Here is a 19,020-nt window from a genome sequence, read left to right on the forward strand (position 1 = left end):
CAGTATTTATCAACATGTCCAATAGCTGGTAAATCACTCAAATTCCGGTTTGGAGAAAATGAATACAGTAAATACAAGAACAAGAACTCTTGGTGTGAATTTTAATAACAATGGATCCGCCAGCATAGTCCTTTGGGCCCCTGAGGCAGGCCACGTGGAAATTCTAATAGTTTCCCGCAATATAAAAATACCGCTGATCAGTGAAGAATACGGCTATTGGATCTTGAAGACTGATATATTATCACCTGGAGAACAGTATCAGTTTATTTTGAACGGAGAAAAACAACTTCCTGATCCGGCATCTTTATCTCAGCCGGAAGGTGTTTACGGTCCTTCGAAAGCGATTGATCTGAAAGCATTTGCCTGGACTGATACAAATTGGAAAAATATACCTTTAAAGGAATATATTACCTACGAACTTCACACGGGCACTTTTACTCCGGAAGGTACATTTGCATCCATGGAAGAGAAACTGGACTATCTGGTTGATCTTGGTATAACAGCCATCGAAATCATGCCGGTGTCTCAATTTTCAGGAGAAAGGAACTGGGGATATGACGGAGTATTTCCATTCTGTGTGCAAAATTCCTATGGTGGGGCGGAAGCATTGCAGCATTTGGTTAACGTATGTCATCAGAAAGGATTAGCCGTAATTCTTGATGTTGTGTACAATCATATTGGCCCGGAGGGAAATCATTTGGACGAATTTGCGCCTTATTTTACAGATAAATATCATACGCCATGGGGAAATGCAATTAATTTCGATGACGCGTGGTGTGACGGTGTGAGGCTTTTTTTTATCGAAAATGCATTAATGTGGTTCCGCGATTTTCATATAGATGCGCTCAGAATGGATGCTGTTCATGCAATAAAAGATTTCAGTCCTGTGCATATTTTACAGGAAATTAAAGAGCAGGTTGACTTTCTGGAACAACAAAATGGCCGTTGCCATTATTTGATCGTTGAGCTGGATTTGAATGATACACGTTTCATAAATCCTACTTATAAAGGCGGATTTGGCATGAGTTCCCAGTGGATCGACGAGTTTCATCATTCTTTACGTGTCAGTTCGGGACAAGAAAAATCGGGATATTATTCCGATTTTAACGGTATTAAATCGCTGGCGAAGTCGTATCAGGATGCTTACGTATATGATGGAGCGTATTCGGATCACCGCAAGAAAAAGTTTGGGATGAAAGCCAAGGAAAACGGGGGAGAGCAATTTGTTGTTTTTTCCCAGAATCATGACCATGTTGGTAATCGGATGTTTGGTGAGCGTACGAGTGAGCTGGTAAGTTTTGATATGCAAAAGCTCATGGCGGGAGCGGTACTGGTAAGTCCTTTTCTTCCGCTGTTGTTTATGGGAGAGGAATACAGCGAAACCGGGAGGTTTCAATATTTCGTAAGTCACACCGATCCGGAATTAGCAGAAGCAGTTCGGAAAGGTAGAAAAAGGGAGTTCCGGGCATTTCATATGGCAGGAGAAGCACCGGATCCAATGGGTGAGGAAGCATTTTTAAATTCAAAATTGCACTGGGAATTGGCCGATAAGGCTCCTCACAAAACGATGCTGGCTTATTACAAAAAGCTAATAGAGATCCGCAAAAGGAAATCTGCTTTATATGTTTTGAATCGTAAAGATGGGCATGTCGAATGCCTTGAAGATAAAGGAGTTATTGTTTTGCAACGTCAGCACAAAAACCAGAATGTTATTTGTCTGATGAATTTTTCAAATCAACCCCGGGAAGTTAATGTTGCGGTTTATTCGCCAGTCTGGCACAAATTAATTGCGTCTTCCGATGTATTATGGAATGGGTCAGAGGATTTGCCTGAAACAATTCCCGGAGAAATAACGCTGGTTTTGCCATCAGAATCCTTCACACTTTACAACAATCAGAATGAATAATCCGATCGCTGCGTATCGTCTGCAATTCCAGAAAGAATTCAACTTTAAAGATTTTGAAGAGATCATTCCTTATCTTCAAAAAATGGGTGTGAGTACTATTTACGCTTCACCGATATTTAAATCAACGGCGGGAAGTACACATGGATACGACGGCGTTAATCCCAATGAAATTGATCAGGAAATTGGCAGTGAAGAAGATTTGAAATCAATCACTACCAGCTTAAAAGAGATGGATATAAACTGGCTGCAAGACATCGTTCCCAATCATATGGCTTTTCATTCGGAGAATCCATGGCTCATGGACGTGTTGGAAAAAGGCAAACAATCTGTTTATGCGACATTTTTTGATATCGCCTGGAATAGCCGGCTTTTCCATGGAAAACTGATGGTTCCATTTCTGGAATCAGATCTGGATGAAGTTTTAGCAGATGGAAAAGTTACAATTGAATTTCTTTCCGGCCGTTTTGTACTTCAATATTCGGACAATGTTTATCCGCTTAATCCTGCTTCGTATTTAACAATTTTAGGTGGAAGCGAAGTTGTTCTGAACCAGTCTTTGCAACAAATATTGTCGCAGATAAAAGAAATAACCGACGAAGAAGACACCAGAATTTTTTCACAAAGATGGAATGAATTAATCTTGCAGCTGACGTCTTTGGCAGAAAACGATCAGATCAAAAGTTTGATCGAAAATTCGTTGAAAGACATAAATGACGATAAGGAAAAGCTGAAAGGGATTGTTGACCGGCAGACTTACGCTTTGTGCAATTGGCAAAAAACCGATGAACAAATCAATTTCAGGCGGTTTTTTACAGTTAACGGATTGATCTGTCTTAATATTCAGGATGAAAATATTTTCAATGAATATCACAAATTGATAAAATCACTTCTCGCCAACGGAGTTTTTCAGGGAATCAGAGTTGATCATATCGATGGACTTTACAACCCGGACGGATATCTTGACCAGCTTCGTGATCTGGCCGGCGATGATGCTTATCTTGTTGTTGAAAAAATTCTTGAAAATGGTGAAAATATGCCAAAATCCTGGCCGGTTGAAGGTACTACTGGTTATGATTTTTTATCATTTGTAAATAATCTTCTGACCAACAAAGCTGGCGAAAAGGCATTTACAGATTTTTATGAGGATTTGACAAAAAGCACGGTAAATCCGTTAAATCAACTTCGACAAAAGAAATCGCATATTCTTTACGATTCCATGGCAGGGGAGCTTGAAAATCTATACCAGCTTTTCGTAGAGTTGAATCTCGCTGAGCCTGAAAAAGTCAACGAGATTGGTAAAGACAAGGTGAAAAATACGATTGGCGAATTCCTGATCTATTGCCCGGTTTATCGTTTTTATGGTAATGTTTTACCACTTGAAGAAATAGAATCTGCCGAGGTACAAAATATTTTCAGCGAAGTAAAATCGATCCATCCGCAGTTTGAATCCGCAGTTTCTTTATTAGAAGAAATACTTATTGTAAAACCGAAAGACGCTAATGAGGATTACAGAGCCCGGGCGCTGGAATTTTACCAACGTTGTATGCAGTTCACCGGGCCACTGATGGCAAAAGGTGGAGAGGATACATTAATGTACACTTATAATCGGTTTATTGGTCATAATGAGGTAGGTGATTCTCCTGAAAATTTCGGATTATCGGTAGATGATTTCCATAAAAAAATGAAACAGCGCCATATCGACTGGCCGCTTTCTTTAAACACAACATCAACACACGATACAAAAAGGGGAGAAGATGTACGGGCACGTTTGAATGTCTTGACAGATCTTCCCGGCCCCTGGTTTGAGCATGTAAAAGAATGGCAGGAACTGAATGCGCCGCTTCGGGAAAAATTTGGAGCACCGGATGTTAATGATGAGTATTTAATCTATCAAACCCTGCTTGGCGCCTTTCCTATGCCGGGCGAAGATGAAGATGATTTTTCGAATCGACTGAGAGAATATCTCCCAAAAGCGTTAAGAGAAGCGAAAACGCATACAACTTATGCAGAACCCAATGAAGCTTACGAAGAAGGTACAAAAAATTTCGCATTGGAATTACTAAAAAAAGATAGTCTTTTCTGGGAGAAATTTTCGTTGTTTCATAGCAAAGCGGCAAATGCCGGTATCGTCAATTCCCTGGCTCAGGTATTATTGAAATTTATTTGTCCCGGCATTCCGGATGTGTATCAGGGATGTGAATTATGGGATTTTAGCCTTGTTGATCCGGACAATAGAAGACCAGTTGATTTCAATAAAAGACAACAATTTCTGGCTGAATTCGGGAATTACGACGATCAGGAACGTCTGCTGGAAAAACTGTGGCAAAACCGCAATGATGCCCGGATAAAACTTTGGCTTACACACCAGCTATACAATTTAAGAAAAGAAAATCCAGCGCTTTTTGCCGAGGGAGATTATATAAATCTGGATGTGGAAGGCGCTTACAAAAATAATGTACTTGCTTTTGCCCGGATTTATAAACAAACCGTTTTGATCACGATCGTCCCGCTCCATACTGCGATCATGTGTGAAGAGCAAAAACAGGAATTATTTGACCTCGACTGGAAGGATACGAACGTTCTGGTTCCAGCCGGACTGAATGCCGAATGGGGCAATTTGTTCACTGCAAAACAATCAGTACATCAGGATTTTGTGCCTGTTTCGGATATATTCAAGAGTTTTCCTGTTGCTGTTTTAAAGGGGGAGAAAATCAGAAATGAACGGAGCGCTGGCGTTTTAATGCATATTAGCTCACTTGCTTCGCCGTTTGGAATCGGTGATCTGGGCAGGGAAGCTTTTGCATTTGCTGACTTTTTGAATCGTACCAAGCAAAGATTCTGGCAGTTGCTTCCGCTGAATCCTACCGAAGCTGCCCAGGGGAATTCGCCGTATAGTGCGCTATCGAGCCGGGCTGGAAATCCCACTTTGATTAGTCCTGAACTTTTAAAAGCAGAAGGTCTTTTGGAAGGTACTGATCTTTCAATGTATGAACTTCCACAGGATGGAAAAACGGATTACGAAAAAACAGAAAAGCTTAAACTGGAAATTCTTGAAAAAGCATATGCCGGTTTTACTACCAGCAAGGAAGCGCTTCCAACCGAAGAATTCGATAAGTTTTGTGTAGAAAATGCTGAATGGCTAAATGACTTTGCACTTTATATGGCAATAAGGAAGCAGCATGAAGGGAAACCATGGATTGAATGGGAGGGACCTTACAAATTGCGTGATCCCGAAATGCTGCAAAAGTTGCAGCATTCAGAAGCGGACCAGATCCGGTTTGTGAAATGGGTTCAGTACGTTTTTGACAAACAATGGAAATCGTTGCGTTTGTATTGCAATGAGCGTGATATTAGTTTTCTGGGCGACTTGCCATTTTATGTAAGTTATAATTCTTCGGATGTCTGGTCGCATCGTGATCTTTTTCTATTGGATGACGAAGGCAAAATAACGGGTATAGCGGGCGTGCCTCCTGATGCTTTTTCAGATGACGGACAACTTTGGGGAATGCCGGTTTTTAACTGGGAGGTTTTGAAAGAACAGAAATATCAGTGGTGGGTGGATCGTTTGCGGAAGAATACGGAGCTTTTTGATCTGGTTCGTTTGGATCATTTCCGTGCTTTTGCAGATTATTGGGAAGTGCCGGGAGGCGAAAAAACTGCTGTTAATGGTATCTGGAAACTTGGACCGGATGCTGAATTTTTCCAAACCATTAAAGCTGCGTTGGGAAGCCTGCCTTTTGTGGCTGAGGATTTGGGGAAAAGCAGTCCTGCTGTTTTTCGTTTGAGAGATGAATTTGAGCTTCCGGGTATGAAGGTGCTGCAATTTGCCTTTGACGAAAGTATGGCCAGCTCGGATTTTATCCCGCATAATTATACAAAAAACTTCATCGTTTACACAGGTACGCATGACAACAACACAACGCGCGGCTGGTTCCGAAAAGGTATTGATAACGGAACACGCGCGCGTCTGGAGGATTATGTTGGACATTCGCTAACTGAAAATAATGTCTGTGAAGCAATGATAAGGCTGGCGTTTGGGTCTGTCGCGAAAACAGCAGTTCTGCCCGTTCAGGATATTTTGAATCTGGAGGAAACCAGTAAAATGAATAGTCCGGGATCCAGCGAAAATAACTGGGAATGGCGATTGCTACCCGGGCAATTAACCAAAAAGACTGAAAAACAACTTAAGCATTGGACAGTTTTGTACAACCGTAATTAATTTTGATAATCCCACCTGGGGAAATACTAACGGGGAACAGTTTTTTTTGTAAAGGCTTGTGTTGAAATCATTTTTTCAACACAAGCCTTTTTTTAAAAGGAATTTTGCTAAATATTTCTCACAAGCTTTTTTAGAATTAAACGTATGGAAAAGGTTGACTTAAATCTGCTGGCAATAATAAACCGTATTATTTCAGACTTTTCTGATCCGTCCCGGCATTATATGGTGGTGGCGAATTATTCATTTTATTTTGATGAGCTGACCAATTTTGCACCTGTTTATTTCAATAACGAATCCATTGAAGAAATCCTGTTGACAGATGACGGTCTGAGGTGTAAATTTTCATTTGAAACTGCGAATATTGATGAACGTTTTACAATTAAAATTCCCTACGATCAGATTGGACGGATCTCAAAATGCGATGATCGTGATTTTACTGAGGAGCATGTTTTATTTTTAAATGAAGATATAATGTTACGGTATAACCATGCGGCGGAAACAGTTATTTTTTACAATAACTGAGATAAGTTGGAGTTTGAAATTTGATCAATGGTATGGTTTTTGATTGATTTGCCTTGCCGGTTGAAAGTTTTTAAAATATCCCTTTAAAAAAGCAACGCTGTCACGAAATGGAAGTTAAAAATTTGCATCGCAGAAAGAGAAAAGCGGCGTGGGGTTTTACAGGATTTATTATTCTGATTATTGTCGTCAGGCTCATTCTTCCTTATGTAGTCCTCCATCTCGTCAACAAAAACCTGGCAACGATGAAGGGATATTATGGACATGTTCAGGATATCGATCTCTCTATTATTCGTGGAGCTTATAAGATTGACAGCATTTATCTTAATAAAAAAGATACTTTAACATTAAACCAAACACCGTTTTTCGCTGCTTCGATCATTGATCTTTCCGTAGAATGGAAGGCACTTTTTCGCGGTTCGATTGTTGGTGAAGTGGTGTTGAACAAACCGATGCTGCGTTTTACCAAAGATAAAGTTGAACCGAAAGATGTTGCGCGGGATTCTTCTGCTTTAAAGAAATTGCTCGATGACTTCATGCCTTTGCAGATCAACAGATGCGAAGTAAATCAAGGCAGAATTCTATATATTGACCAGGGGGTGAACCCGCCCGTGGATCTTCAAATGACGAATGTGCATATTTTGGCCGAAAACCTGAGAAACAGCTATGATTCAACGATTGTACTACCCGCAACTGTTAACGCAGACGCCACGATTTATGAGGGAAAACTGACGTTTCATGCCAAGGCAAATCCGTTGGCAAATGATCCAACTTTTGATATGAGCGCCGAATTAAAAAATACAAACCTGGTTAAACTCAATAACTTTTTTCAGGCCTATGCCAAAATTGACGTGAACAAAGGATCATTTGGGTTATATACTGAGGTGGCTGCAAAGGATAAAAAGTTTGCCGGTTATGTAAAACCATTTTTGAAGGATCTGGATGTTTTAGGAAAAGAAGATCGTAGAGATAATTTGTTGAGGAAAATGTGGGAAGGGCTCGTTGGGACTGTGGGCGTGATCTTGAAAAACCAGAAAAAGGATCAGATTGCAACTAAAATACCTTTCCAGGGAAACCTGGATAGCCCAAGAACAAATGTCTGGTATGCATTGGCAAATATTTTGCAAAACGCTTTTATTCATGCTCTCCAGCCTTCTATTGACAACGATATCAGCATTAGTTCTGTCAGGCTAAAAGCGGATGAGAAGAAGACATTTTTACAGAAAATTTTCTCAAAAGACGACAAGGAAAAAGATGATAAGGACAAAAATAAAAAGAAGATAAAAAGAAGTAAAACATAAATATTATGAGCAAGCCAAAATTCAATGAAGGCGCATGGGTTAAGGAAAAAACCGGCACCAAAGGCATGACTGTTGTTAGCAACATCACAGATAAAAGCACTTCTGAATTTTCAGGAAAAGTAATTTGCAAATATGGTGATGAAGAAGGCCACGATGTTGAAGGAGAATTTTCAGAGGTTGATCTGGTTTCACTTTAAACGGAATAAAAAAATAGATTGTAACAGGAATTAACGCTTTCATTATTGCTGATCGCGTTCTGAAAATTTGTATTTACGGATTAGTCAATGGAATGATTTTTTTGCTTTTTTAAATGTAAATTTGATTTCTTTCAGGTGATTTTATGACAAGTGTTGAAGAAATGTCTGGTTATTAAATTCATTTTTGTTGTAATCAAAATTAACATGACTGATAAAAAAGAATTATACATTGTAGATGACTCCGCAGACCACAGGTTTGTTCTGGAAAGTATTTTTACTAAATTTTTACCTCAATACCCTGTCCGCTTTTTTGAAGGCGCTCAGGATTTATATCATTTTTTAATTCTTCAGTCGGCTCCTGATTATAAAGGGATACTTCCTGGTTTAATTATTCTGGACCTGAAAATGCCTGCTATGAATGGCTATGAACTCCTGAAATTGCTGCGCCAGACGCCGGACAACAAAAAAACGCAATGGAAAAGTCTGCCCGTTATCATGATGAGCAGCGAGGATATTCCCCAGGAAATTAACCAATGTTATCAGGCGGGAGCTAACTCCTATTTGACAAAACCATTGATTTTTGAAGAGTTGCGCGATGTACTTAAAGCGACATGTCAGTACTGGCTGGACTTTAACAGAGCACCTTCTCTCAATTGATACTTTGGTGTAAGTAATTGAAAACATCATGGTTGATGTTTTTGGGTATGATTTTTTCAGGTGTTTTTGTGTAAATAGTTCACATAACTAAAATCACAAAAAATGAAAACGATCCTGAAAACAATTTCAATGGCAGGCTTATGCTTACTTTTAAGCATGACTGCTTGCAACAGCAAGAAAAGTGAGACAACGAGCAGCGACACCACCTCTGTTGATGGAAATATGGGAGCCGCACCGTCCGACTCAACAATGATGATGGATTCGACCAAAATGGATTCAACAAAAATGTAAATTAATAATAAACCGGTAGCTGTACAGTGGCTGAATTTCGATGGAAAATCAGAATTTTCGATATAACTTATTTTTATTTCAATGAATAATTCCGGTATTTCTTACAATTTGCCCGGTACAGTTTCCGGTGTTTTTTTTACAAAGAAGGATGCAGATATGGCCTATCACGCGCTTTTGAAACTGGGTCATACACATGATGATATTTCTGTTTTAATGTCGGATGAGACTTTAAATAGATATGAAAGGCCGCATCCCGAAGATGCAGAAGAATTTGTAACGTCAGGTGAAGAAGATGACTTGGGAACGCCCGTGGGGAAACCCAAAGGTGTTATCGTGAGTGCAATTATTTCAATTACTTCCATGATTTCAATTCCCGGGCTGGGTATTGCAATATCCAATACGCTATTAAAGAAAATCTATAATCTTACATCCGATGATTCTTCTGAACAAACGGTTGGAGGGATTCTAAGTTCAAGTGTGCCCGAAGAGCATACAGATTCTTATGGAGATAGTATGAAGGAAGGAGGAATAATAATCAGTGTGGATCCGCGAAATGCTCATGAGAAAAAAGCTATTGTCAAAAATTTCAGAGAGAACAACGGACAGGATATTTTAGGAGATGATGGTTACACTGAATTTTGAAATAAAACCGGAAGCTGTAAAGCCTCCGGTCTTTAATTTATAGAACTACATTATGGTCGCCGGAATAAATCCGCTGGCCATTATTTTTTTCAAATGCCTCAGTAATTTCAACTTTATCCAACGCGTTTTTCGGGCTGACACTCATCATAACGCCACCTTCCTGGATGGACGTTTCGTAGTATTCTTTATGCTCGTCGGGGTAGCCAGCTCCAATTATTGCCCCGACTGTTCCTCCTGCAATACTACCTGCGGCTGCACCGGTAAGCCCTGCCAGAAGCGGCCCCATTAATACCAGACCAAAACCAGGTAATGCAAGATTGGAGCCAATGGCTGCAATGGCACTTACAATAGCTCCGGCAGTTCCGCCAAGTAAAGCACCGCGACCGGCATCTTCCAAGGTATGCGATGTTTCCACACTTTCATCTTCAACTTTCAGAAAATGCCCTTTGTGTGTTACGTCCGACATCACAACAGAAATGTTTTCGCGCGCATAACCTTTGTTCAATAAAGCCTCGTAAGCGCCATCGGCGTCAGCGATCGTGAGGAAAATACCTGTTATTCTTGTGTTTATTGATTTGTTCGTATCCATGATTGTAATATTAAGTTTCAGGTACCGGATTTGACAGCACAACTTTTATGCCAACAATTAATCCTACTAAATATATGAATGCAGAAAATGATTGACAAGGCAGCACTTATAGCTTATTATTGAAAATTGGAATGATTTTTTAATTTATATACTGCCTGAAAAGGAGCAGTTCAGTTACATGATTTTATTTTTGAATAAGTGTTTGACGTAATAACCGTACTGTTTCACACTTGCTGTAATATCGAATGAAATTAAAATGTAATTTTCAATTGCGTATATATATTATGGTATAATTTTTAAACATTGGTCAATTAAAAGGTTTCTCCTGCTTTTCCAGGAAGCGCAATACAATCCTGTAATTTCAATAGGATAAAAACAGGGTGCTTCTTTGGCTGATACTGCTTTTCGTCCTGTAATCAATAAGGGTGAATATGTTTATCAGAATGGTTGATAAGATTTATATCTTGAAATGGAAACAAGCAACGCTGAAAGATTAAGTTTGGCTTGTTAATATCGTTGTTGTCATCTGTTTATATCAAATTTTCAAAATCTGATATAAACATAAATGGTATCGCTCTTCTCTTTGCATAGGTTTTCGTCTGGTATATTTTTAATATTGTACAGGTTCCTGTATTTCTAATCGGGTATCCGCCAGCTGAGCGGTTAACGCATACTGCTGATTTTATTATTGCAGGTATATTGTAAAGCTCATGTCAGAAAAATTACCAACCCGGAAAAATATATTAAAGGAAGAGAAACCTGTACGCATAGTAGCTATTGGCGCTTCGGCAGGCGGGTTGGATGCCATTTCCCGGATTCTTGAAAATCTGTCGCCGGCAACGGGGATGGCCTATGTGTATATCCAGCATTTGTCACCGACGTTTGAAAGTCATTTAAAAGATATCCTTTCCAGGCTGACAGCCATGACCGTTGAGGAGGCAAGTCATGAAATGAAAATAGAGCCTAACCATGTCTATATTATTCCTCCCGACAAGGACATGGAAATTCTGGATGGTGCGTTGACATTAATTCAGCGAAAGCCACGGCCTTTTTTACATCTGCCAATTGATAAATTCTTTATTTCCCTTTCAGAGCGGCAAAAAGACGGTGCGATTGGTATCATTTTGTCAGGGATGGCAAATGACGGGACCTTAGGTTTGAAAGCGATAAAAGTAGCTGGTGGCGTAACGATTGCTCAGGACGATAGTGCCAAACATCAGAGTATGCCCAGATATGCTATAACAGAAGGGGTTGTGGATCTGGTACTTTCGCCGTTTGAAATAGCTAAAGAGCTGGAACGCCTGAGTGGGCAAACGGCGGTTTTTAAGCTCACAGCCGTTCAGGAAGAAGATGTTGAAGATGAAGCCAGTGATGAGGATTTAAAGAAGATACTGCAATATTTAAAACAAGCCGTTGGAGTAGATTTTGACCATTACAAAATGTCGACGATCCGGAGAAGGATTGTAAGAAGAATGCTGCTTTATAAACTGGAAACGCTAAATGACTATTCAATTTACTTAAAACAGCATCCCAATGAAGCAAGGACACTGTATAATGATCTGCTTATTAATGTGACCAATTTCTTCAGAGATACCGAAACAATGGATTATCTCGAAAAGAAGTTATTCCCTCAGATTATCAAAAACAAATCTGCCGGTGAAACTATACGTATCTGGATTCCGGCCTGTTCAACCGGACAGGAAGCTTATTCACTAGCCATGATTCTATTGGAATTGCTGGGTGAAACTACTGCTATTTCCATACAAATATTTGCAAGCGATTTAAGCGAGCTGGCAATTAGCAGGGCAAGACAAGGACTATATTCAAAAAGTGAAGTTGTTGACGTTTCAGCAACACGTATTTCAAGGTTTTTTATTAAAAAAGATGATCAGTATCTGGTTAAGAAATCAATAAGGGATCTTTGTGTTTTTGCTCCTCATAACGTTTTGAGAGATCCACCGTTTTCTCGTCTGGATTTGATAAGCTGCCGTAATCTGCTGATTTATCTGGATACTGTTTATCAGCAAAAAGTCATGGGTACTTTCCACTATGCGCTAAATCCTGAGGGTTTTTTACTTTTGGGGAATTCGGAGGCGGTTGGGAGTGCGGTGTCACTTTTCTCCCAGATTGATAAAAAACAAAAGATATTTATCCGTAAAAGCAGGGATGCCAGTAAGGCGGCTTTTGATATGAATTTGCGGTGGCGCGTTGCGGCCCGTCTTGGGCACACAGGAAGTGTAAATATACGGTCAAAAATAAGTGAACTTCCGGCGCCTGTCAGAGATTTAGATAAGGAAGTAGATGCCTTTTTACTTAAAAAGTATGTCCCAGCCTGTATCGTTGTGGATCAGGATCTTGAAATTCTTCAATTTCGCGGATCTACCGGACTCTTTCTGGAACATTCTCCCGGCAAGGCTAGTTTTAATTTATTGAAAATGGCTCGTCCGTCTTTGGTTTTTGAATTAAGGAATACTATTCATAAAAGCAAGAAATCAGGAGAGATTTTCCGTAAAACGGGGCTCGAAATGACTGTAAATGAACGTACTCATTATGTTGAAATTGAAGTTGTTCCTATAAGAAATACCGCTGATCAATCTCTTTTTCTTGTTTTACTTGAAGAAGTGATGCCGGGCGTGCTGGCTGAAGATAAGATATCCAATTTTAGGGATGACCGTATCAAACAGCTGGAAATGGAATTGTCGTCGTTGCGGAAAGATATGCATTCGATTATCGAAGAGCAGGAAAAAAGCAATGAAGAACTGCAATCTGCAAACGAAGAAATTGTCAGCAGTAATGAGGAGTTACAGAGCATCAATGAAGAACTGGAAACCAGTAAGGAAGAAATTGAGTCAACCAATGAAGAATTGCTGACAATTAACCAGGAACTTTTAACAAGGAACGACCAGCTTACTGAGGCATACGGATATGCAGAAGCTATTTTTAGCACCATCGGAGAGGCTACACTTGTCTTGAATAAAGAGCTGAGAATAAAGAGTGCGAACAAAGCTTTTTACAAGATTTTCCATGTGCAGGAAGAGCATATTGAAGGACGAATGTTTTATGAACTGGATAAGCGCCAATGGGATATCCCACAGCTAAGACAGTTACTGGAAGAGGTTATCACAAATAACGCGCACATAAAATCTTACGAAGTTTGCCTTCATTTTCAGGGTGTCGGAGAAAAAATCATGCTGTTGCACGCCAGAAAAGTGGTTCAGCATGAGCGTAAAGAAGCCATTTTACTTGTTATTGAAGATATAACCGAACACCGCCGTGTGCAACGGATGCTGGAAGAACGTCAGGCGTGGTTTCATGATATGATTGATCATGCCCCGGCTTTGGTTTGGGTTACAGGACAGGACAGTCGCATCAACTTTTTGAACAAAGCCTTACTTGAATTTACGGGCCATATTGCTGGCGATTCGGATTATGATTTCACAAGTTATATCCATGAAAATGATCGTGAGCAATACAAAGCGACGTGCACTAAAAAATTTCCTGACAAACAAATATTCAGTATTGAATATCGTCTCAGGCGGAATGACGGCGAATACAGATGGGTATTGGAAACTGCAAAACCAATGTTTTCTCCGGATGGGAAATTTACGGGATATATTGGAAACGGGACTGAGATCCATCTACAAAAAACACTTTCAGAACAACTGAATCTTCACGTTCAGCAACGCACGCAGGAATTAAGAGAAACTAATATTGAACTCGAAACATCCAATAAAGAGCTTACAAAAACCGCGGACAGGTTGCTGAGTGTTTTAAACGGAGTGCCGGCGGCAATTACGCTAATGGAAGTAATTAAGGATGACAAAACGGGCGAGGCTGTCGATTTTATAATTTCTGTATATAACCATCAGGTACTGGAACTGACCGGTTTTAACCCTGAAAATATTCATGAAAATTCTTCGATTGAAAGGAAACCCAAATTAAAAATGCCTGAACTTCTGGATTTATACATCCGTGTACTCAAAACAGGAGAACCGGTTTACAAGGAAATTTCGGATTTATTCCCCGGCGATAATAGCTGCTACGCGTTTTTCATTACCCGGCAAATTGACAAAAACGGAGTTGTTGTTACTATTCTTGATATATCTGAACGCAAGAATGCGGATAAAAAATTGATGAAAAGCCTGGAAAGTTTGCAGGCCGTACTGGATTGTTCTCCCGGTTCGATCAGTTATTTAAAGCCTGTTTATGGCGAAAAAAAGGAAGTTGAAGATTTTATTCTTGTCGTAAGCAACCAGAAATTTGCAAACGAATTTCATAAACCGCTCAGTGAGTTGGTCGACAGCCGGGCTACGGAATTATATCCCGCCGATGCCATTGCAAAAATGAAACAGGTGTTGTCTACCGGTGAGCATTCCTATGAAGAAATATATTTTTCAGAAGAGAAAAAATGGTCAGGCATTTCTATCATGAGGCACAAGCAGGGTGTTGTCATTGCCGGGCTTAACATCACTTCTTTGAAAGACGCTGAACAGCAGCAGATCAAATGGATTCAGCAACTGGACGAATCCAATGAAATGATCCAGTCGCTTGAAAAAATGCGTCAGTATATCAGCCATCGGGGCGAATTTCTGCGGGCGACTTCTCATGATTTACGGAGCAGTTTCGGTATTATCATGGGTGCAACGGCACTTTTGAATTTAATGGATACAGAAGAGCAACGAGCCAGATCGTTGGAAATGATCCAGCGAAATCTTCGTCAGGTTACGTATATGATGAATCAGCTTTTGGATTACTCGCGGTTGGAAGCGGGACAGGAAAGACTTGAAATTTCTAATTTTGATGTTTCCGATATGCTGAATGAGCTATGTGAAAGCATGGTTCCGATAGCAAAAGATAAAAATTTGTGGTTGAAAATTGATGGTGAAGACCAACTGATCATTCAGGGTGATCTGGTAAAAATCAGAAGAATTGTCCAAAATCTGGTTCTGAATGCAATAAAATATACAAAAAATGGCAGGGTTAGTGTGAAGTGGGGTAGGTCTGAAAATATTGAAAAATTAAGTAAATTTACTGATTATCAATGGTTTATTGATGTTGAAGATACAGGGGTTGGTATATCTGCGTCACTTTTATCTCAATTGACTGAAACATCGGAAGATGTGAAACAGGTGATGGGGCAAAGTTCGGCCTCTGCAACGGGTGAGGGAATCGGGCTATTTATCGTAAAGCGTTTGTGTGAATTGTTAAGTGCCGGACTTACTATTGAGAGTAATGAAGGTGAGGGGACATTGTTCAGGATTCTGTTACCGGTTACCTATAAAAATGAAGGGAATTGATGAAAAAATAGACCCCGGGTTTTCAGCTTTTAAGCCGTTGGCACGATAATTGTTCTTAGGTGGATTGTAATTCTCTTTAAGTAAAAAAACAAGATTATGAAAATGCAATGGATTGTTAACACACTGGGTATAATGCTTATATCCTTATCGTTGTCAGCACAGGTGGTTTCAAAAGATTCCCTTAATACTTTGCAGCAGCAAAAGGAATCGCTTGAAATAAGCAAAAAGCTGAACGACAAAAAAATTGAGTTAGCTAAACTCGAAAATCAGCTGGCAGACAAAACATCTGAGGTTTCAAAAACAGCTGAACAGGCTCAGAAATCTGCGGACGAAAATGGAAAACAGGCTGCAAACCTCACCAGTAATGCACAGGACAGAAAACTTGCAAAGAGAGCACGTCAAAGTGCTAATTCGGCAGAAAAGGACGCTAAACGCGCCCGTAAAGCATCTGACAATCTTGAAAGCCTGAAAAAAGATATTGAATCTTTAAGAAGCAAGATTGCAGATGATGAAGCCAAATTGTCGTCTAAAAATTAACAAGGTGAGAAGTAGATGACTAAAGATTTTAAATATTGAAACGGTCCGGAGAAATCCGGACTTTTTTTGTAAATTTTGGATAGAAAAACAACTACTGATATGACGCCTTATCATGAACGAATAACGGACGGGAAATTTCGTGAGGCCGTTGCTATGATTGACGCAGGAGAAATCGAAAACCTGAAAAAGTATCTCTTCAAAAATCCGGAAATTGTTCATCAGCGTGTGTTTTTCGATGAAGTTGGATATTTCAGTAATCCCGGACTTTTGGAATTTACAGCGGAAAATCCTGTCCGACACGGGAAACTGCCGCAGAATATTGTCGGTATCGCAGGTGTAATTCTTGAAGCCGGAGCGAAAAAAAATCGTGAACAAATGGATTACACGCTTGGTCTGGTGAGTTCGGGTAGGGTTGCACGCGAATGTAACCTGCAAATTCCGCTCATTAACCTGCTTTGTGAAAATGGGGCAAATCCTGATCAGGCAATACTTCCGGCTCTGACGCATGGTGAATTTGAAGCAATAGAGGCTTTAATTAAAAACGGAGCGAAAATAAATCTGCCTGTTGCGGCAGCCACGGGAAGATTGGCTGATTTTCAAAAGCTGCTTCCTACATCCGATCAGACAGAACGCCATCTTGCTTTTGCCCTTGCTGCACAACACGGAAAAACTGAAATTTTAAAAATTTTGCTCAAAAACGGTGAGAGGGCAGACAGATATAATCCAAAAGGTGCTCATGAGCATTCGACACCTTTGCATCAGGCGGTTTTTAGCGGGAATCTGGAAATTGTGAAATTGTTGGCCGAGTCAGGAATCAGGCTTGATCTGAAAGATAAAATCTATCAGGGAACGCCGCTCGACTGGGCCGTTTATGGAAAGTTTGCGGAAATTGAAAATTATCTGCGTTCGGTAGAAAATATTTGATCTCATCAGCCGGGTATAAATTTTACTCTCCGATCTTACATTAAGAGAAACCAAAAATTCCGGGTTTCTAAATAAATATCAATCCAAACCGTCAGCCTGAAATATGAAAATCGTAAATTATACCTTTCTGCTTCTGTTGCTTTCTACCATAACTTTTGCTCAATCAGGAAAAGTACTTGACAATTTATCGCTGCCTAGCAAGCTTTTGAAATCGGAAAGAAAATATGCCATTTATCTTCCTCCGGATTATGCCACTTCCGAAAGAAGTTATCCCGTTCTCTATCTGCTTCATGGTGCCGGGGATAATCATACGGGCTGGGTGCAGTTTGGAGAAGTATTGAATATTACCGACAAGGCTATTCGCGATGGTTTGGCAACGCCGATGATCATCGTTATGCCTGATGCTGACACGGGAAGAAGGGGATATTTCAATGATGTAAAGGGCGATTGGCCTTATGAAGATTTTTTCTTTCAGGAATTGATGCCTGCGGTCGAAAAGAAATTCAGGATAAAAACAGAAAAACGTTTCCGTGCCGTGGCCGGATTGTCTATGGGAGGCGGAGGAAGTTTTATGTACGCCCTGCATCATCCCGAACTCTTTTCATCTGCCTGTCCACTAAGCGCTTACACAGGGCCGATTACGCTGGAAGATGCCAGGAAAAATATGCAAAAGGCTAACCCGGAAATCCAGGATTCTACCATACAAAATTATTTCAACCGTCATAACGCGCTGGCTTTGATTGACAAGATACCAGACGCGCAAAAGAAAGCGGTTCGCTGGTATATTGATTGTGGTGACGATGATTTTTTGTTTGAAGGAAATAGTCTGGCACATATCGCCATGAGAAAAAAAGAAATTCCTCACGAATTCCGTATCCGCGACGGTGCGCATAACTGGACTTACTGGCGGGATTCCCTTCCGAGTGTGCTGGAATTTGTTTCGCAGGGTTTTCATCAATACTAAACAGACAAGCGTTCTGAACAACTTATTCCATGAGTCATGAAATTCTGCCGGGGATCAAACAATTTGATCTGACTGGTAAAAGTGCAATTATTACCGGAGGTTCGCGCGGACTTGGTTATGCCATGGCGGCTGGACTTGCCTCAGCCGGAGCCGATATAATGCTTGTAAACAGGAATGCCGGGGAAGGGAAAGTTGCCGCGCAGCAACTGGAAACAGACTTTGGAACAAAAGTGATTTCATACAGAGCGGACATTACCGTTGAGTCGCAAACGCAAGCAATGGCGGAAGCAGCATTTAATACTTTTGGGAAAATTGATATTTTGATCAATAGCGCCGGAATAAATATTCGCGGTGCCATTGATGAATTATCGTATGAAGATTTTACCAAAGTGATGAATGTAAATGTTAATGGTACCTGGCTCAGCTCACGTGCCGTAACTCCTTTTATGAAAAAGAACGGGAGCGGCCGGATTATAAATCTGGCCAGTACTTTGGGACTTATCGGCCTGGCAAACCGAACACCGTATACGGCCAGCAAAGGTGCCGTTGTCAACATGACAAGAGCCCTCGCGATTGAACTTGCACCTTTTAACATCATGGTCAACGCGATTTGTCCCGGCCCGTTTCTTACGGCCATGAACATCCCAATTAAAGACAGTGAAGATGCCCGGAAAATTGTTTTGGGAGCAACTGCACTAGGCCGTTGGGCTGAACTGCGTGAAATTCAGGGAGCTGCTATTTTTCTGGCCAGTGAAGCTGCCAGCTATATGGTCGGTTCGATTTTGACTGTTGACGGCGGTTGGACGGCAAAATAATTTAAGGTCAAAAAAAATCGTATCTATTATTTTGACTTACAAAAAAAACAAATCCAGGTTCTTCATTCCTTCTCTCCCAAATTATTTCTTCTCCGATTTTTCCTGCTGAATGCCACAAACAAATCAATTGTGGCGTATTCTTTTCTTGTAAGGTTTATATCC

The 19,020-nt window shown here is 40.3% G+C and carries 14 protein-coding genes; 13 read left to right on the forward strand and 1 reads right to left on the reverse strand.

Annotation, left to right across the window (positions count from 1 at the left end; genetic code table 11):
* Positions 1–58: 58 nt before the first annotated feature.
* From treZ to FDK13_RS17565, 8 genes are all read left to right on the forward strand, one after another.
* Positions 59–1,906 carry a malto-oligosyltrehalose trehalohydrolase gene (treZ, locus tag FDK13_RS17530; RefSeq protein ID WP_137341313.1) on the forward strand — a complete coding sequence of 616 codons (1,848 nt, stop codon included), beginning with the start codon at positions 59–61 and terminating at the stop codon, positions 1,904–1,906.
* Positions 1,899–6,125 (forward strand): malto-oligosyltrehalose synthase, encoded by a 4,227-nt coding sequence (gene treY / locus FDK13_RS17535; protein WP_137341314.1) that lies wholly within the window; start codon positions 1,899–1,901, stop codon positions 6,123–6,125. Before treZ ends, treY begins: the two co-directional genes overlap by 8 nt.
* A 144-nt stretch (positions 6,126–6,269) precedes the next feature.
* A complete protein-coding gene (locus tag FDK13_RS17540) occupies positions 6,270–6,647 on the forward strand; it encodes a hypothetical protein (protein ID WP_137341315.1) in 378 nt (125 codons plus the stop codon).
* Between the two features lie 107 nt (positions 6,648–6,754).
* A complete protein-coding gene (locus FDK13_RS17545) occupies positions 6,755–7,945 on the forward strand; it encodes a DUF748 domain-containing protein (RefSeq protein ID WP_137341316.1) in 1,191 nt (396 codons plus the stop codon).
* 5 nt (positions 7,946–7,950) lie between these two features.
* On the forward strand, positions 7,951–8,142 hold the full coding sequence (locus tag FDK13_RS17550) for a hypothetical protein (RefSeq protein WP_137341317.1): 192 nt from the start codon (positions 7,951–7,953) through the stop codon (positions 8,140–8,142).
* Between the two features lie 204 nt (positions 8,143–8,346).
* Positions 8,347–8,799 (forward strand): response regulator, encoded by a 453-nt coding sequence (locus FDK13_RS17555; RefSeq protein WP_137341318.1) that lies wholly within the window; start codon positions 8,347–8,349, stop codon positions 8,797–8,799.
* 102 nt (positions 8,800–8,901) lie between these two features.
* The gene (locus FDK13_RS17560; RefSeq protein WP_137341319.1) at positions 8,902–9,090 is read left to right on the forward strand and encodes a hypothetical protein; all 189 of its coding nucleotides are present in this window, start codon (positions 8,902–8,904) and stop codon (positions 9,088–9,090) included.
* 81 nt (positions 9,091–9,171) lie between these two features.
* A complete protein-coding gene (locus FDK13_RS17565; protein ID WP_137341320.1) occupies positions 9,172–9,732 on the forward strand; it encodes a hypothetical protein in 561 nt (186 codons plus the stop codon).
* Positions 9,733–9,769: 37 nt separating this feature from the next.
* Here FDK13_RS17565 and FDK13_RS17570 read toward each other — a convergent pair whose 3' ends face one another.
* Positions 9,770–10,321: a hypothetical protein gene (locus FDK13_RS17570; protein ID WP_137341321.1), complete on the reverse strand. Its 552-nt coding sequence runs from the start codon at positions 10,319–10,321 to the stop codon at positions 9,770–9,772.
* A gap of 710 nt (positions 10,322–11,031) precedes the next feature.
* On the opposite strand from FDK13_RS17570, the gene FDK13_RS17575 reads away from it, so the two are divergent.
* From FDK13_RS17575 to FDK13_RS17595, 5 genes are all read left to right on the forward strand, one after another.
* Positions 11,032–15,618 (forward strand): CheR family methyltransferase, encoded by a 4,587-nt coding sequence (locus tag FDK13_RS17575; protein WP_137341322.1) that lies wholly within the window; start codon positions 11,032–11,034, stop codon positions 15,616–15,618.
* A gap of 132 nt (positions 15,619–15,750) precedes the next feature.
* A complete protein-coding gene (locus tag FDK13_RS17580; RefSeq protein ID WP_229216087.1) occupies positions 15,751–16,155 on the forward strand; it encodes a hypothetical protein in 405 nt (134 codons plus the stop codon).
* 75 nt (positions 16,156–16,230) lie between these two features.
* Positions 16,231–17,079, forward strand: coding sequence for an ankyrin repeat domain-containing protein (locus FDK13_RS17585; RefSeq protein WP_137341324.1), 849 nt, complete (start codon positions 16,231–16,233; stop codon positions 17,077–17,079).
* A 103-nt stretch (positions 17,080–17,182) separates the two neighbouring features.
* A complete protein-coding gene (locus FDK13_RS17590; RefSeq protein WP_137341325.1) occupies positions 17,183–18,043 on the forward strand; it encodes an alpha/beta hydrolase in 861 nt (286 codons plus the stop codon).
* Positions 18,044–18,072: 29 nt separating this feature from the next.
* Positions 18,073–18,858 (forward strand): SDR family NAD(P)-dependent oxidoreductase, encoded by a 786-nt coding sequence (locus FDK13_RS17595; protein WP_137341326.1) that lies wholly within the window; start codon positions 18,073–18,075, stop codon positions 18,856–18,858.
* The last annotated feature ends 162 nt before the right edge of the window (positions 18,859–19,020 follow it).

Source organism: Dyadobacter frigoris (assembly GCF_005280585.1).
Taxonomy (GTDB): Bacteria; Bacteroidota; Bacteroidia; order Cytophagales; family Spirosomataceae; genus Dyadobacter; species Dyadobacter frigoris.